We start from the raw sequence: 15876 nt of genomic DNA on the forward strand, positions 1-15876 counted from the left end.
CTTTTCTCCTCCGCGTCAAAGTTGATGTGGGTGGTTCAGAATCCGATGGCTTCACGGAGCAGCAGGACGGTGCCGCGTCCGGGGTGGGGTTCCGCGTTGAGGACGAGGAGGCGGTTGAGCGCGCTGGGCTGCCCGTAGACCTCCATGGCGCGTTCGTTCTCCAAAGGAAGGCAGTGGTCTTCGATGCGACTCAGCGCGGCATTCAGGTCGGGTACCACTTTCTGCGCCCCGACGATCCAGATCGCGCGCGCCGCGGCGCCCGAGTAGCCGGCCAGCTGGCTTCCGCTGGCCGAGGCGGCCACCAGGGACCCCGTCTCGGTGACCGCGGCGACGCTGCCGACGATGACGTCCGGGCAGGCGATCATCCGCCAGATCTCGGCCGATTGGGTGGCGCGGTCCATGGTCCGGCTGCGCGCCTTGACCGACTCGTAGCGTCCACTGGCGTTGAGGTCCTCGTCGATGCCCGACAGACGAAGGGTCTCGCTGGCCCCGGTGAAGACGCTGGCGCCCTCTGGGATCAGCTCTTTGACGCGGGCACGCGCGGCGGCGGCGTCATCGAGGATCTCGACGTCGAAACCGTGTGCGGTCAGCGCGGCGGCGGTCCGCTCCAGGCGCCGCGCGGGCGCCGGTTCGGTGAACGGTGGTACCGGAGTCTGGGTGGTCATGATGCCTGTGAGCTCTCTGTTCGCTGGATGATGTGTTCCGTCTCAACCGTTCGACAAGACAGCCCACGCGAATGTGAGGCGGCGCACCGGCCTGACATTCCGGAGGGCTGTGTTGTCGAACCGGTGAAAGCAACTGCGACCAAGGGAGCCGTCGACACCATGACCACCCACGGCACGGGCGGGCCCGATTCCGGCCTGGAGGCGATCATCAGCGAGCGCCGCCGGCTGATCAACCTCGCCTACCGGCTGCTGGGCTCCCTGGCCGAGGCCGAGGACGCCGTCCAGGAGACCTACACCCGCTGGTACGCCATGTCCCGGCAGCAGCAGGACGCGATCGAATCTCCCGCCGCCTGGCTGACCACGGTCGCCAGCCGCATCTGCCTCAACCTGCTCGGCTCGGCCCGGGCCCGCCGCGAGACCTACGTCGGCGAATGGATCCCCGAACCACTGCCCGAACACACCCAGTGGAGCACCGGCCGGCCCGAGGCCACCGACCCGGCCGACCGCATCACCCTGGACGAGTCGGTCAGCCTGGCCTTCCTGGTCGTCCTCGAATCGATGACCCCGGCCGAACGCGTCGCGTTCATCCTGCACGACGTCTTCCGCTACCCCTTCACCGAAGTGGCCGAGATCGTCGGCCGCACCCCGGCGGCCTGCCGCCAGCTCGCCTCCTCGGCCCGCCGCCGCGTCCAGGCCTCCCAGCCGTCCGCGACTCCGGCCGCCCAGCGCGCCGGCATCGTCAAGGACTTCAACCAGGCATGGCAGGCCAACGACATCAACGCCCTGATCGGCCTGCTCGACCCCAACGCCACCGCCATCGCCGACGGCGGCGGCCTGGCCACCACCTTCCCGCACCCCATCCACGGCGCCGAAGACATCGCACACGCCTGGATCGAAATCGCCCGTCACAGGCCCGGCGACATGACTTTCCTGGAACGCACCGTCAACGGCCAGCCCGGCCTGGTGGCCCAGCAGAACGGCATCACCGTGACCGTGTTCGCGTTCGAGATCACGGGCGACCGAATCACTCACATCTGGGTCATCCGCAACCCCGAAAAACTCCGCCACTGGACGACAAGCTGACTGCGGGCGCATTCAGCTTGACGTTCCGTGGTGCGCGGATGCTCTATAGGTGAGCGCGCAAAATCAAGGACATGGCTCCGCCTGTAAAGGACGGTTGGACCGCAAACCTGTGTGGATCTGATCGCCTCGAAGGAGCGCCATGCAATTCCGGAAGCTCGTATCCGCCGCCGCCGCCGTCGGCTCCATGCTCGCCTTGACCACAGCGTTGGGCGCCACTCCGGCGAACGCGGCGACGTGCTACTGGCTGTACGCGAACGGAATGGACGGCGACCGCGGAAGGCTCTACTACTGCTACGCCAAGAACTCGTCCGGCTCCTACACGGCCTGGGCGGAGAGCATCCTCATCACCGACACGACGAGTGACAACGCCACGGCGATCATCCAGGCCCGGGGCGACGGGTTCGGGCAGAAGACCATCGCCGAGGACAACTACGGAGGCGATGGCCACGGCGGATACTTCCGCGAGACGAACACCGCCAACGTCAGCTTCCATGTCTGCGGCAACCTGGGCGGGATCATCGTCAACTGCTTCAGGATGACCAAGAACGGATGACCCACAGTGACAGCGGCAGCCCCTGACGGGTCCCGTGGGGGCTGCTTCTAGACTTACGGCATGCCGGATACGCAGTACGAAGACCTCCTCCGCCACGTCCTCACCACGGGAGCCCGCAAGCAGGACCGCACAGGCACGGGGACGCGGTCGATCTTCGGCCACCAGCTGCGCTACCGGCTGTCCGACGGCTTCCCGCTGATCACGACGAAGAAGGTCCACTTCCGCTCGATCGCCTACGAGCTGCTGTGGTTCCTGCGCGGCGACGCCAACGTCGGGTGGCTGCGGGAGAACGGCGTCACGATCTGGGACGAGTGGGCGGCGCCAGACGGTGATCTCGGCCCGGTCTACGGCGTCCAGTGGCGGTCATGGCCGACCCCTGACGGCGGGCACGTCGACCAGATCGGCGAGGTGCTGCGCACGCTGCGCGAGAACCCCGACTCGCGGCGGATCATCGTATCCGCGTGGAACGTCGCCGACATCCCGCGCATGGCGCTGCCGCCGTGCCACGCGTTCTTCCAGTTCTACGTCGCCGACGGCGAGCTCTCCTGCCAGCTGTACCAGCGCAGCGCGGACCTGTTCCTCGGCGTGCCGTTCAACATCGCGAGCTACGCGCTGCTGACGCACATGATCGCCGAGCAGGTCGGGCTCGGCGTCGGTGACTTCATCTGGACCGGCGGCGACTGCCACATCTACGACAACCACGAGGACCAGGTCCGCACGCAACTCGCACGCGACGTGCGGCCGTTCCCCACGCTGAGCCTGAAGCCGGCCGACAGCCTGTTCGACTACACCTACGAGCACTTCGCGCTGGACGGCTATGACCCGCATCCCGGCATCAAGGCACCGGTGGCGGTGTGATCGGACTCATCTGGGCGCAGTCATCGAACGGCGTGATCGGCCGTGACGGCACGCTTCCGTGGCACCTGCCAGAGGACCTGAAGCACTTCCGGTCTGTGACCGCTGGCGCGACCGTGCTCATGGGCCGCCGCACCTGGGAGTCTCTGCCGCCGCGGTTCCGTCCCCTGCCGGGCAGACGCAATCTTGTGCTGTCACGCACACCGCAGGAGGACGTGGAGACGTTCCCCGACCTGCCGCAGGCGCTCGCCGCGGCGGCCGGGGACGTGTGGGTGATCGGCGGCGCGGCCGTGTACCGCGCGGCGCTGCCGCTGGCAGACCGGATCGTGGTCACCGAGATCCGCGAGGTTTTCGAAGGAGACACGCACGCGCCGGACGCGGGTCGCTCGCCGGACACCGTCGGGCCCTGGCAAGAGTCCTCGACTGGATTGCACTACCGGTTCCTGACCTGGGACTGAGGCCGGCACCAGCCGATGGATCATCGCCGCGACCAGAGCCACCCGGCGATTCTCCGGATTCCAAAGCGTGACATCACCTGAAAGCGCGACATGTTCGCGGCCTGCTCGGGGTTGGCCAAGGGCCGCCAACGGCTATAGGGGTGAGCATGAGCGCTACAAGGCGACTCCATGCAGAAGGGGTCGTAGAGGAGTTCCGAGAGTTGGTCGGGTCGAACATCAGCGTCCGCCAGCCGGAGCATCTGCGGCGAGAAGCGGCTGGGCTCGCCCGTCTCGCCGCAGCGGGCGGCCGATCCGCACCGGTGAATCGAGCGCAGATTCTCGTCGATGGCGCGCTGGCTCATCCGTCAACGGAACTCATGTGCCCCGACGAGCAGGGGCAGGCCCGGTTGCTGGAACTGGACCGGAGGCTGGCGGCCATCCGGGACGAGTTCCCGTTCGCGTCCACCGACACGCGGATGTGCAGGCTCGCATGTGAGTTGCTGGAATCGGCCTGGCGCCAGCGAGCCGAGGCCGCGCTCGCAAAGACTTCGGATTCCACCGGCTGCACCTGTCCGCTCTGCTCGCACCTGCCGACGCCACCTCCGCGCCGGCTCGAAGACTACGACTGGAGGAAGAGCGCAGGCGCGCCACTCCTGATCAAGACGTGGCCTTATCGGCGAGAACTCGACAGCGTCCTGTCCGCCGGATGGTCATGGACCCGGAAAATGAACGACTCCGACCACGACCTCGGGCTCCGATTCCGATTCGAGGACGACATCCTCGTCTTCCAGGAGTACAAGCGTGTCGCGAACTCCGTCGATATCGCGGGCCTCCGCCGCAAGGTCGGTCGAGAGCTCGGACACCAGGCGAGCACGAATGGGGTCCGCGCGCTGGTGAGCGGCCTTTTCGCCACTCATAAGCGCATCGTGGACGAGTACTGGCTCGCTCGTCGCACCTGTGGATCCATCAGGCTCCCGCAGGCGAATCCGCTGGACAAACTGACCTATGCGCTGCTGCAAACGTTCGACTGCCTGTTCTGGCATGTGGCGCCTGACGCGGAGTTGTGGCAGGAGGGAAATCTCGTCCCACTGATCCTGTCCCGGGCGCTGGACGACATGACCGACGCCAGAGCGGACGCCGTCACAGGCGAGATCAGCAATTTCTGGCTCAGCTCCATGTCCACGCACGACAAGGCCATGTACGCCGCGAACGCCATCGCACTCGTCAAATACGGCTGCATGCCTGAATCACATGGCGTTCTGTGGAACACGTGGCTGATGGACACCACCATCGTCTGGATGGCCCTCACCGGCCGCCACGCGCTGTGGTTCGACGGCATCATCGACGAACTGCCGCCCTTCGAGGACTGCCCGCTCTGCGGCATCGAACCGAACTCCTGCATCGGACTCCTCAACGGCGGCATCACCCTGAGATTCGGCCCGCAGATCCGTGTGAACGCCCTGGGCCCCCAGGCCAGTCGCCTCTCGAAGCGGTGCCGTGTGTACGCACCCGATGTCTGGCCTCTCTTCGATCGAGAGCTGGCAGCATTCGAGGCACTCCACGGCGAATGGCGCGGAGACCTCGAGACCACCTGGAAGATCCTCAGCCGCACTTACGTGGCGGGAGCGCGAGCCTGCCAGGCCGGAGGGAACGGCGCTCGCGAGGTCCAACTCGACGCCGGCGCCGTGGGAGCTGAACTCTTTCACGCCCTCAACGAGCCTCCGACCTGGAAAGAGGACACGGCACTCCTCGCCTACATGTTCGGCTGCGCACACCCGCATTTCCTCTGGAACTGCGTGGGCTACCGCCGTGGAGCAGTCGTCGGCGACGAACTGGATGGCTAGAACGGCGGGATGGAGAAATGAAGCGCAACTCCAGCCGATCGAACTCATATGACTACGTCGTGGTCGGCGCCGGATCCGCCGGATGCGTGCTCGCGGGCCGGCTGACCGAAGATCCGGGAACTCGCGTTCTGCTCATCGAAGCGGGGCCACGCGACAAGAGCCTGAAGATGCGAATTCCCCTGGTATTCGCGGCGCTGTTCGACAGCGAATATGACTGGGCGTTCCGCACCGAACCGCAAGAACAGTTGGGCGGACGCAGCATCCGCTTGCCCCAGGGCCGGACACTCGGCGGAAGCTCATCCCTCAACGGCCAGGTCTACTGCCGCGACCGCGCCACTGACTTCCAATCATGGGGGCCTGGCTGGTCCTTCGACGATCTAGAAGGCGTCACAGAAATGGTCAGCTACGATCGCGGCCCACTCTCCACGACCACGCCGCTGTCAGAACGCCGCCTTCAGCTCCTTGAAGAGGGCTGATCCCAAGAGGGGCCAGAATCATAGAGCGGGTCGGCGGGTGCTGGGTGAGGACTATCCCGGGGGGCGGACTCGCGAGGGGGCTGGGCTCGGCTGTCCGCGCCATTGGTACAGGCGGGTCAGTGGGCGTGGTGCCCACCAGTTGGCATGGCCGAGCAGGCGCATGGTGGCCGGGACGAGCAGTGCGCGCACCACGGTCACATCGATGACCAAGGCGATGATCATGACGACGCCGGTCATTTTGATCGAGGTGACGTCCGAGGTGGAGAAGGCCGCGATCACGACGATGAGGAGCAGGGCGGCGCTGGTGATGATGCGGCCGGTGCGTTGCAGGCCGGCGGCGACGGCGCCGGTGTTGTCGCCGGTGAGGTCGTAGTGCTCGCGGATCCGGGACATCAGGAAGACCTCGTAGTCCATGGAGAGCCCGAAGACCACGGCGAGGACGAGGACGGGCGAACCGGCGTCCAGGCTGGTGGCGGGGGTGAAGCCGAGCAGGCCGTCCAGATGGCCGTCCTGGAAGATCCAGACCATGGCGCCGAAGGACGCGCCGAGGGAGAGCACGTTCATCAGCAGTGCCTTGATCGGCAGCACGACCGATCCGAAGGCGAAGAACAGCAGGGCGAAGGTGCTCCCGGCGGTGATCAACGCCATCCAGGGCAGCCGGTCGGTGAGGGCGGTGAGCATGTCCGCGGTCTCGGCGGGCCTGCCTCCGATCAGCACCTGGCCGCCGGGCGGCGGGGGCAGCCGGCGGAGCCGTCGCACGAGATCCCGGCTCTGCGCGCCGATGGGATCGGCGCGGTGGCCGATGGTGATCCGGACGGTGTTGCCCGCCGCGGCGGTGACGTCGGCGGCGCTGACACCGGGCACGGTCTTGAGCGATCGCAGGTAACCGTCCAGTGCCGTCTTCCCGGCGGGAGAGCCGGCCGGCCGGCTGAGAGTGACGATCGCTTCGGCGGGGCCGGTCAGGCCGGGGGCGAGACCGTGGCTGAGGGTTTCGCTGACCCGCCGGCTCTCCGAGTCGGGTGGCAGCAGCCGGTGATCCACCCCGCCGAGCTCGATGCGCAGGAGGGGCAGCCCCAAGAAGATCAGGAGGGCGGTCACGCCCAGGGCGACGGTGGCAGGCCGGCGCATCACGATGCGGGCGAGGCGGTACCAGGCCCCGTTCTGGTCGCTCGTCTGGCGGGCGGCCGTGGGGCTTGCCGGGAGAGCGGCTGGAGGGCCGGTCGTGTGCCGTTTCAGCAGGCGTAGTGCGTCCACGCGAGGCCCGAGCATCCCCAGCAGAGCCGGCAGGAGGACGAGTGTGACGAGCATCGTGCTCAGCACCGCCGCCATACCGCCCAGCCCCATGGACCGGTGAAATCCGGCGGGAAAGATGAGCAATCCCGCCAGGCAGGCCGCCAGAGTGACTGCGGAGAACGCCACCGTGCGCCCGGCCGTCGCCATCGTGCGCGCCACGGCGTCCTCGACGGCCAGGCCCCGCCGGATCTCCTCGCGGAACCGGGTGACCATGAAGAGCCCGTAGTCGATGGCCAGGCCGAACCCGATGAGCGTCACCATCTGAACCGCATAGACCGAGATGTCGGTGACAACGGTGAGGCCGTACAGGGCGGCCAGGGCCGCGACGAAGGCCGTGACGCCGACCGCGAGGGGAAGCGCGGCGGCGACCAGACCACCGAAGATCACGACCAGGAGCACGAGCAGGACGGGGAGCGAGAACATCTCGGCACGGACGATGTCCGCGGCCACCCGATCGGCGATCTCACGGTCGACGGCGGCGCGACCGCCGATCTCCGTCTCCAGAGTGGGCGTGCGCAGCGTGCCCTCGATCCTTTTGAGCCCCTCCATGCGCTGCTTGGGGTCGTCACCATGCAAGGTGAGAGCCACCAGGGTCGTCCGGCGGTCGGCACTGACCAACCCGGCCGACCCGTTCGTCCAGTACGTGACCGCGCGAGCCACCACCTCGGACGGCAGCGCGTCGACCATGGAGGTGACGGCCTGCCGGTAGGAGGGGTCGTCGACGGTGGCCCGGTTCGAAGCGCGATAGAGCACGACCACGTCCGCGTCGCCACGGCCCAGCCGCTCGGCACCGAGCTGCGCCGCTCGACGGCTGTCACTGCCGGGGTCTTCGGGCCCGCCGCTTCCGAGCCGGCCGAAGACCTGAGCGCCGAGGCCCCCGGCCGCGAGGACGAAGCCCACGGCGATGCCCGCCACCCACCGACGGCGGCGATACATCACCCTTGCCAGCAGCGCGTACATCGGATCCCCGGCTCACCACGTCAGCGGCAGCCTGGTGGGGTAGCGGACGAACAGCCCGGTGAACCACTGAACCTGATCGGGCGGCACGGCCAGGCGCAGACCGGGCAAGGTGCTGGTCAGCGCGGTGAGGCCTGTCTGCAGCATTTCCCGGCCGAGATTGGCGCCGACGCAGTAGTGCGCGCCATGCCCGAGGCCCAGGTGGGGGCATTCGGCTCGGTCGATGTCGAAGCGATCCGGATCGGCGAAGGCCTGGGGGTCGAAGTTGGCGGCCACGGTCGAGGCCAGCACCGTCTGCCCCTTCTGGACCGTTCCGGAGGGCAGCCTCACGTCCTCTCTCGCCATGCGCAGCATCTGGGCGACGCCACCGGTGTAGCAACGCAGGATCTCCTCGACGGCCTGGGGGATGCCCGCCGGGTCGTCGACCAGGGCCCGGTAGGCGCCCGGAGTGCTGAGCAGGCCGAAGACGCCCCCTCCCACGGTGGTGGGAGCGGTCCTTCCGCCCAGGATGAGGGCCGTCGTGATCGAGTCGAGCTCGGCCTCCGACAGGTCGCCGGCCGCGTGCGCATCGATCAGCGAGTCGATCAGGGCGCAGCTGAAGTGCCCGCCCGAACGTTCGGCGCGGTCGGCCTGCCGGTCGCGGACCAGCCCCTGGGCGAATTCGAAGCATTCCAACCCGGCCGACATGCGATCTTCACTCGCCGCGACGCCGGTCATCGCCAGGGTGACGTCGGACCAGTGGCGCACCCGGGCGCGATCGGCCGCCGGAATCCCCAGCAGCTCGTCGAGCACCTGATCTACCAGGGGGAAGGCGAAGCCCTCCATGAAGTCGCCGGGCTGGGCGCGCGCGGCGAAGTCAGCGGTGATCTGCTCGGCGAGCTCGGTGATGTACGGACGCCAGGCCCGGATGTTGCGGGGGCTCATGGCCTCGATCGCGGCCCGCTGCGCGACGGTCTCGACCTCGTCGGACTGGATGGCGTCCTGGACGATGTCGGCCCATTCGCACAGCTGGTCGCCGCCGTGATCGTCCGGGTAGTACCGGATGCGCGTGAACCGCGGATCGCCGAGCACCTGACGCACGTCCTCATAGCGGACCGCCACCAGCACCTGGTTCCCGTTGGGCAAGGTCACCGGCGCGAGAGGGGCCGCGAGGCGACGCTCAGCGAACTCCGCTGGAGGGTCGCCTCGGTCGTCGGGGGTGAAGGGCAGGTGTTGCGACATGCTTTCCTCCCGATGAGAGCAGGTCGAACCGGCACTATTCGGTGGCCACTCTGCGGCAGATCTTGAATTGCATGACCCTCCATTGAGGCTCCGGTAATCGCGGCGGAGCCCTCTCACAAGGACATTGGCAGTACCCCACCTTCTTCGGCCGGCTCCGTTTAACTAAACAACATGTTGACCAAGAGCGCAAATGTGCGATACGCCTGTACGAATTATATTACTAATGACCGAGAAGTGCTAATAAAGGGAAAGTTCGAAACACGGCAAACGTGGCAAAATTGGGGCCGTGGCATGCGACAGGGTCAGAGGGTTAAAGCGGGCCGGTCAGCGGTGTGCCTGGTCGTCTGCCGGCAGGAGGCGCGGGAACGCCGGCGGCCGGTGCGGCCGGTGTTCGGGTGCCTCGACTTCGGTCAGTCCCGCGCGTTGCTGCAGCCGGGCGAGCGGCCTCGGTGCCCACCAGTTGGCGGGGCCGGTGAGCCGCATGAAGGCCGGTACGAGCAGGCCTCGTATCACGGTGGCGTCGACCAGGACGCCCAGCGACGTGCGCAGATGTCCGTCTTGGAACACGGCCACCACCGCGCCGCAGATGGCGGTCAGGCTGAGCGCGCCCATCGCCACCGCCTTGGCCGACACCAGCAGGCCGCCGGTGAACAGGAACAGCAGCACCAGCACCGAACCGGCCGCCAGCACTCCGGGTCCCCGCGGTCGATGCGCCGGCCGACCGCCGCCAGCATCACGGGCTGGACGAGCATCGTGGACGTGGCCGCCATGAGCACGACGACGATCGTCGCCCACGCCGGCGATCGCACCACGCCGAGCGGAACGGCCAGCAGAGCGGCCGTGGCGGTGGCCACGGTCAGGCCCGAGAACAGGACGGTGCGGCCCGCGGTCATCATCGTCCGCTGCAACGCCTCGTCGACCGTGGACCCGCCGCTGAGCTCGTCGCGAAACCGGGTGGTGATGAACAGGCTGTAGTCGATCGCCAAGCCGAAGCCCAGCCCCACCATGACGTTGGGCGCGTACACCGGCACCGGCGTCAGGTGGGTGGTCAGCCGGAGCACGGCCATCGTGGCGACGACGGTCAGGCCGCCGATCAGTGACGGCAGCAGCGCCCCGTAGGCCGACCGGAACGCCACCAGCAAGATGACGGCCAGCAGCGGCGTGGTCAGCAGTTCGGCACGGCGCAGGTCCTGTCCGACATTGCGCAGTGTCTGCACCGACGCCCAGGCGTACCCGGTGGCCGCCACACGCAACGATCGTGCCCGCTCGGCAAGCCGCGGCACCAGATCTTCGGCCGACCGGGCCGCCCGTGCCTGGTCTCCGGACAGGTCCACCTGGATCAGCGCGGATCGCCGGTCGGTGGATCGCAGCACCGCATTCCCCGACGTCCAGTACGACTGGACACCGTTGACGCTGACCTGGGCGGCGATCCAGCGGGTCAGCCGGACGCCGGTCCTGATCGCCTCGGGCGATTCCACGCGACCGCCGGCGGTCACCCGCAGCACCAGGTCGGCCGTGCTGATGTGGAATCGCCGTGCCAGCACGGCATCGGCCCGCACCGACTCGGTGCCGGCGGTGACGTACCCGCCGTTGGACAGCCGCCGGTCCAGTCCGAGCGCGGTCAGCCCCAGGACCGCCATCAGCAACAGCGCCGTGGCCAGCAACCGCCGGTGATGGCGCTCGGCGACGGCGAAGCGGCCGGCCGGAACGCCACCGGCAACGCGGCCGCGATCCGGGCGTTCAACGCCATCGTCCGCGACGACCCCGGGTCGAGTCGGTCATGCTGCCCGTCGCCGACGGCCTGACGCTGGCCCGCAAGCGAGAGGCCGGACCGTGATCCCGTCCGCGGGCCCCCTTCCGGCCGGATCCGATCCCGCCCATGGTCGCCTCGCGGGAACCACCGCGCTGGTCACCGGCGGGCTGGGCGGGGTGCTGGCGACGGCGCTCGGCGACGCCGGCGCCGACCTGGTGCTCACCGGCCGGAACCGCGCCGGCCTGGCGAGCCTCCGCGACCGGCTCGCCGCTCGCGGCATCGCGTCGTCCGCCGTACCGGCCGACCTGACCGACCCCGACGCCGCCCTGCGCGTCACCCGTACCGCGACCGAACTGTTCGGCGGCATCGACCTGCTGGTCAACTGCATCGGCGTGGCCGGCCCGCACGGGCAGAACCCGGACGCGGACTGGTGGCACACCACGGAGGTCAACCTGCACGCCACGGTCCGCGCCGTCGTGCCCGGCATGATCGCCCGAGGCCGGGGCCGCGTGGTCAACGTCGTCAGCGCGGCCGGCCGGCATCGCTGGCCCGGCGCCTCGGCGTACTCGGTCTCCAAGGCCGCCGTGATCAAACTGACCGAGAACCTCGCCCAGGAAGCGCCGGGCCGGGGCGTCACGGCGTTCGCCTTCCATCCCGGGCTGCTCCACATCGGCATTACCGCCGCACACCTGGCCAGAGGGCAGGTAGGAGACCCCACCTCCGACCACATCTGGGCGTGGCTACGCCAAGAAAGAGACACCGGAGGCTTCACTTGCCTGGACAGCACCGTGGATGCCTTCCTGCTGCTCTCCGACGGCACGGCCGACCCGCTGTCCGGCCACTACCTGACCACCGACGACATCTTCGGACTGCGCGAAGAACCCGACGCGTGACCAGCACACCGCGCGGGAATGACAGACTGATCCCGCAACGAGAACGCACCCTTCTGCTGCCGGGTGTCTGAGCTCGCACCACGTCGGGGGAGACGATTGGTGGACGAGGAGGCCGCGCCGGTCATGTCACCCACACAACCTGATGGTGGTGCAGACCGGTCAGAGCCGGTGCTGCTGCACGGAGCGGTGCTCGGCACAGACCTCACGAACGCTGCGACGCCACGCAAGACCGATCAGGGACCCGTGGTTGTACCGGTGCCCCGGCAGGACGGGACGCTGGCGTGGTCCACCATGCCGCTGGCCGCCGACGCGTTGGCCAAGCTGGACGATGACCTGGGCCAAGTGCAGGTCGCGCGAGTGGGTGGCCGCCGCATCTACCGGCGCCGGATCGAGCTGCTGGCCGAGGCGTGCACGGCTGAGACGTTCGGGCTGGTGCTCGACTGGCTCAGCAGCACCCGCCGCGCCTCGGCTGCCACCAAACGCAACTACGTCGACGACCTGCGCCGCGTCTGGGCGCCGCTGGCCCGCGAACTCGGCCACGACGCCTTCGCCGTCGGCTGCCTGACCCGCGAACACGTGCGGATGTGGCGGCTGCGCCAAGAGGCCGACGGGGTCGCCCAGCGCAGCATCGCCCGTTACGTCGCCTGCCTGTCCTCGCTGCATGTGCATGCGGCCGGACGGCTGGACGCGCCGCTGCTCAACCCCGTCACCGAGGACGACCGGCCGCGCATCCCCACCGGCAACACCGCCACCTCCACCCCCGTCCTGGAGGTCGCCCAGGTACGCGCCGTGGCCGCCTGCGCGCGCAGCGACCTGGACCTGCTGGCGGTCATGCTGCTGTACACCCTCGCCGGCCGGGTCACCGAGATCTGCGCCGCCAACGTCACCGACCTGGCCGTCGAAGGCGACCGCACCGTCCTGCACCTCACCCGCAAAGGCGGCAAGCAACGCGCCCTGCCACTGCCCGACCGCTGCACCCGGCTCCTGCGCCGCGTGATCGGCGACCGCACGTCCGGGCCGCTCCTGCTCGACGCGGCAGGCCACCGCCTGGACCGCCACGACCTCGACCGCATCAGCACCCGGCTGGGCCGCGCCGCCGCCGTCCTGCCCGGCCGCGACCTCACCCCGCACGTCTGGCGCGCCTCCCGCATCACCCACATGCTCGACGCCGGAGTACCCCTCGCCGAAGTCCAGGAATTCGCCGACCACGCCAACCCCGCCACCACCATCGGCTACTGGGAACGCCGCAACCGGGCCCAGCGCGCCACCGCCCACGTCGACCAGGCCATCACCGTCTTCGACGACCTCGTCCCGCCCCGGTGACGATCATCCGGCGGAGGCGGACCGGCTGCGGGCCCTCGGCGCCACCGACCTCGACATCGGCCAGCGTGACGTTCCGTGGACGGTGCTGGCCGACCCGGAGGGCAACGAGTTCTGCGTCCTCACCCCGGCCTGACCGCGGACACGGCCGGCCGGGAACCCGTTTGAGCCGTCCCTCCGCGTGGACTGCCGGTCGCAGTCGGCCACTACCGGCGAGGGCAGGTTCCGCGTCTACGCCAGCGGTCTTCGATGATCCGAGACCGTTCCGGTGTCTCCGGCGATCAGCTCTGGGCGATCTTGTCGAGGAGGAGGCGTGCGGCTCGGTTCGCGCCGTCGGTGCGGATCGTCTTGGCCACGGCGGCTGCGCGGGCGGCGGTCTCGGGGGCCAGGGCGATCTTGAGTGCGGCCGACAGGGACTCGGCGGTCGGGGTCGGACCGTCGTGTCCCGTGCCGATGCCCAGCTCGGCCACCCGGCCCGCCCAGTACGGCTGGTCCGCGACCTGGGGCACGAGCACCTGCGGCGCGCCGGCCCGGGCCGCCGTCCTCGTGGTGCCCGCGCCGCCGTGGTGCACGACCGCGGCCACCCGGCGGAACAGCTCCTGCTGGTTGACCTCGCCGATGACGAAGCAGTCGTCCCGGTCGTCGACCAGGGTCAGGTCGGCCCAGCCGCTCCCGAGAAGAACGCGGCGGCCCTGCGTACGGACCGCCTCGACGACGGCCTGGGAGAGGTCCTGCGCGGTCGCGCCGCGCATCGGCATGCTGCCGAAGCCCACGTACACCGGCTCCTCGCCGGCGGACAGGAACGCCTCCAGGTCGGCCGGGAGCGGGCGCTCGTCGGGCCGGATCCATGCGCCGGTGTGCGCCACGGCGAGCTCCGGCGTCTCCTGCCACGGCCCTAGGACGGGGTCGGCCGCCAGGAACGGGTGGTCGGTGAAGACATGGTCGCGGAGGCGGTCCACCGGCGGCAGACCGACCGAGGCCCGGTGGGCGTTGACCGTCTCGCCGAACATCGTGTTCATGCGCTCGGCGTTGAGCTCCCACAACTCCCGGTTGCCGGTCACCTCAGGGGGGATCACCTGGCCCGGCCAGCGGAGCGGCGGGTGATGCGGCGACGGCAGGTAACAGGGGGAGAGGGACGCGTGCATGTAGGGCACGTGCAGCTTCTCGGCTGCACTGCGGGCACCGGCCACGGCCGGGAACGAGCCGGTGGCCACCACCGCGGCGCAGTCTTCGGCCAGCTCGGTGACCGCCTCGTAGGCCATGGCGGTCAGGTCTGCGGCGATGTCGGCCAGGCTCGTCTTGCCGGGAACCCCTCCCGTCGCCAAAGCGCGGATCGGCCAGGCGAAGGGACTCAGTGGCACGCCGACATCGTCCAGCAGATCCGCCAAGTCCGGCGGCGCGCACACCCGCACCTTGGCGCCGAGAGCCTGCAGTTGCAGCGCCAACCCCGTCATCGGCTCGACGTCCCCGCGGGACCCGTAGGTCACCAGTACAACGCGCATTCCGCGCCCCCAATTTTCCTTGCGTTCCGGCGTCGAGGGGTGATTGTGCGTCATGACCGGGGTCTTGTGGCAAGGCCCCCTGTGCGCTATACCTTGGAAATGCGGGGAGTGGTCATTCCTCCCAGCTCATTGGCGGCTTCGACGGCGAGGTCGATGGCTCGGGTCGCGAGCGGCGATCGGGTGCGTCCACTCGGCCAGTACAGGTACCACGTGCAGACCGGTGACGGCCGCAGCCGGTGGACGCCGAGCCGGTCGTCGGACCAGACATCGGACCCGTGGAGCGCGAGCCAGGGCATCACCGCCGAGCCGATGCCCGCCCGCACCATCGACACGATGGACTCGTGGCCGCCGGTCCGGAAGACGATCCGTGGCCGGGCGCCGGCGCCCGCGAGCGTCCTCTCCAGCCATCTCTGGTGATGGGTCGGAGGCCAGGAGACCATCGGAACATCGTCGAGCTGCTTCACTTCTACTGGCCCCTCGGGGAACGCGCCGGCGCCGGCCACCAGAAGGTACGGTTCGTCGACCAGCTCGACGTGCTCGACGTCGCCCTCGATCCGGCCGTAATGGAACAGCAGGTCGAGGTCTCCGATCTGCGGATCCTCCGGTTTCACCTCGGACAGCCTGATGTCGCAGCCGGGGTGCTCGCTCAACAGTCCGCGCACGACGGCCGGCAGGATCAACCTGGTCGCGCCCTGGAAGGTGCCGATGTCGATCCGGCCGTGACCCGCCCTGAAGCGATCGACGGCGTCGGCCAGCCCCTCCGCCTTCGTGAGCAGATCGCGCCCATGGGCCAGGACCACCTCGCCGAGGGGAGTGATCCGTACGGGCCTGGGGCCGCCGGGCCGGTCGAAGACGGCGCCGCCGACGGCCTTCTCCAGCGCGGCGACCTGCTGGCTCACCGACGACTGGGTGTAGCCGAGCCGGGTCGCCGCTCGCCCGAACGTCCCTTCCTCGGCGATGGCGGCCATGGTCCTCAGGTGGCGCAGCTCGACGTCAGCCATAGCTCAAGCATAGCCAATGGCGA

15 protein-coding genes and 1 pseudogene are annotated in these 15876 nt (G+C 69.1%); 9 read left to right on the plus strand and 7 right to left on the minus strand.

What is annotated here, in order from left to right; translation table 11 throughout:
• Window positions 1-35 precede the first annotated feature (35 nt).
• Window positions 36-665 carry an LUD domain-containing protein gene (locus ACGFNU_RS37935; protein WP_392601409.1) on the minus strand — a complete coding sequence of 210 codons (630 nt, stop codon included), beginning with the start codon at window positions 663-665 and terminating at the stop codon, window positions 36-38.
• 123 nt (window positions 666-788) lie between these two features.
• Between ACGFNU_RS37935 and sigJ the strand changes: the two genes are divergently transcribed.
• The 6 genes from sigJ to ACGFNU_RS37965 all read left to right on the plus strand — a co-directional run bounded on the left by sigJ (window position 789) and on the right by ACGFNU_RS37965 (window position 5913).
• The gene (gene sigJ / locus ACGFNU_RS37940; protein WP_392601410.1) at window positions 789-1748 is read left to right on the plus strand and encodes an RNA polymerase sigma factor SigJ; all 960 of its coding nucleotides are present in this window, start codon (window positions 789-791) and stop codon (window positions 1746-1748) included.
• Between the two features lie 139 nt (window positions 1749-1887).
• The gene (locus ACGFNU_RS37945) at window positions 1888-2301 is read left to right on the plus strand and encodes a hypothetical protein (RefSeq protein ID WP_392601411.1); all 414 of its coding nucleotides are present in this window, start codon (window positions 1888-1890) and stop codon (window positions 2299-2301) included.
• Window positions 2302-2361: 60 nt separating this feature from the next.
• Window positions 2362-3159 (plus strand): thymidylate synthase, encoded by a 798-nt coding sequence (locus tag ACGFNU_RS37950; RefSeq protein ID WP_392601412.1) that lies wholly within the window; start codon window positions 2362-2364, stop codon window positions 3157-3159.
• The gene (locus ACGFNU_RS37955; protein WP_392601413.1) at window positions 3156-3614 is read left to right on the plus strand and encodes a dihydrofolate reductase; all 459 of its coding nucleotides are present in this window, start codon (window positions 3156-3158) and stop codon (window positions 3612-3614) included. Before ACGFNU_RS37950 ends, ACGFNU_RS37955 begins: the two co-directional genes overlap by 4 nt.
• 200 nt (window positions 3615-3814) lie before the next feature.
• Window positions 3815-5437, plus strand: coding sequence for a hypothetical protein (locus ACGFNU_RS37960; RefSeq protein WP_392601414.1), 1623 nt, complete (start codon window positions 3815-3817; stop codon window positions 5435-5437).
• Window positions 5438-5454: 17 nt separating this feature from the next.
• Complete coding sequence (locus tag ACGFNU_RS37965; protein ID WP_392601415.1) at window positions 5455-5913, plus strand: GMC family oxidoreductase N-terminal domain-containing protein; 459 nt, start codon at window positions 5455-5457, stop codon at window positions 5911-5913.
• Between the two features lie 51 nt (window positions 5914-5964).
• On the opposite strand, the gene ACGFNU_RS37970 is transcribed toward ACGFNU_RS37965, so the two are convergent.
• The 4 genes from ACGFNU_RS37970 to ACGFNU_RS37985 all read right to left on the minus strand — a co-directional run bounded on the left by ACGFNU_RS37970 (window position 5965) and on the right by ACGFNU_RS37985 (window position 11048).
• Window positions 5965-8166: an MMPL family transporter gene (locus ACGFNU_RS37970; protein WP_392601416.1), complete on the minus strand. Its 2202-nt coding sequence runs from the start codon at window positions 8164-8166 to the stop codon at window positions 5965-5967.
• A gap of 12 nt (window positions 8167-8178) precedes the next feature.
• Window positions 8179-9384 carry a cytochrome P450 gene (locus ACGFNU_RS37975; protein ID WP_392601417.1) on the minus strand — a complete coding sequence of 402 codons (1206 nt, stop codon included), beginning with the start codon at window positions 9382-9384 and terminating at the stop codon, window positions 8179-8181.
• A 324-nt stretch (window positions 9385-9708) separates the two neighbouring features.
• Window positions 9709-10050 carry a hypothetical protein gene (locus tag ACGFNU_RS37980; RefSeq protein WP_392601418.1) on the minus strand — a complete coding sequence of 114 codons (342 nt, stop codon included), beginning with the start codon at window positions 10048-10050 and terminating at the stop codon, window positions 9709-9711.
• Window positions 9978-11048: an MMPL family transporter gene (locus ACGFNU_RS37985; RefSeq protein ID WP_392601419.1), complete on the minus strand. Its 1071-nt coding sequence runs from the start codon at window positions 11046-11048 to the stop codon at window positions 9978-9980. The genes ACGFNU_RS37980 and ACGFNU_RS37985 overlap by 73 nt, the downstream gene beginning before the upstream one ends.
• A gap of 169 nt (window positions 11049-11217) precedes the next feature.
• Between ACGFNU_RS37985 and ACGFNU_RS37990 the strand changes: the two genes are divergently transcribed.
• The 3 genes and pseudogenes from ACGFNU_RS37990 to ACGFNU_RS38000 all read left to right on the plus strand — a co-directional run.
• Window positions 11218-12030 carry an SDR family NAD(P)-dependent oxidoreductase gene (locus ACGFNU_RS37990; protein WP_392601420.1) on the plus strand — a complete coding sequence of 271 codons (813 nt, stop codon included), beginning with the start codon at window positions 11218-11220 and terminating at the stop codon, window positions 12028-12030.
• 291 nt (window positions 12031-12321) lie between these two features.
• Window positions 12322-13353, plus strand: a complete 1032-nt coding sequence (locus ACGFNU_RS37995; RefSeq protein ID WP_392601679.1) for a tyrosine-type recombinase/integrase — start codon at window positions 12322-12324, stop codon at window positions 13351-13353.
• Window positions 13346-13486 (plus strand): annotated as a pseudogene (locus ACGFNU_RS38000) (VOC family protein); the annotation flags it as partial. The gene ACGFNU_RS37995 and the pseudogene ACGFNU_RS38000, both read left to right, overlap by 8 nt.
• A gap of 145 nt (window positions 13487-13631) precedes the next feature.
• Here ACGFNU_RS38000 and ACGFNU_RS38005 read toward each other — a convergent pair.
• Together ACGFNU_RS38005 and ACGFNU_RS38010 are read right to left on the minus strand one after the other, a co-directional pair.
• Window positions 13632-14852 (minus strand): glycosyltransferase, encoded by a 1221-nt coding sequence (locus tag ACGFNU_RS38005; RefSeq protein WP_392601421.1) that lies wholly within the window; start codon window positions 14850-14852, stop codon window positions 13632-13634.
• A gap of 86 nt (window positions 14853-14938) precedes the next feature.
• The gene (locus ACGFNU_RS38010; RefSeq protein WP_392601422.1) at window positions 14939-15853 is read right to left on the minus strand and encodes a LysR family transcriptional regulator; all 915 of its coding nucleotides are present in this window, start codon (window positions 15851-15853) and stop codon (window positions 14939-14941) included.
• Between the last annotated feature and the right edge of the window lie 23 nt (window positions 15854-15876).

The organism is Spirillospora sp. NPDC048911 (assembly GCF_043198015.1).
Lineage (GTDB): Bacteria > Actinomycetota > Actinomycetes > Streptosporangiales > Streptosporangiaceae > Spirillospora.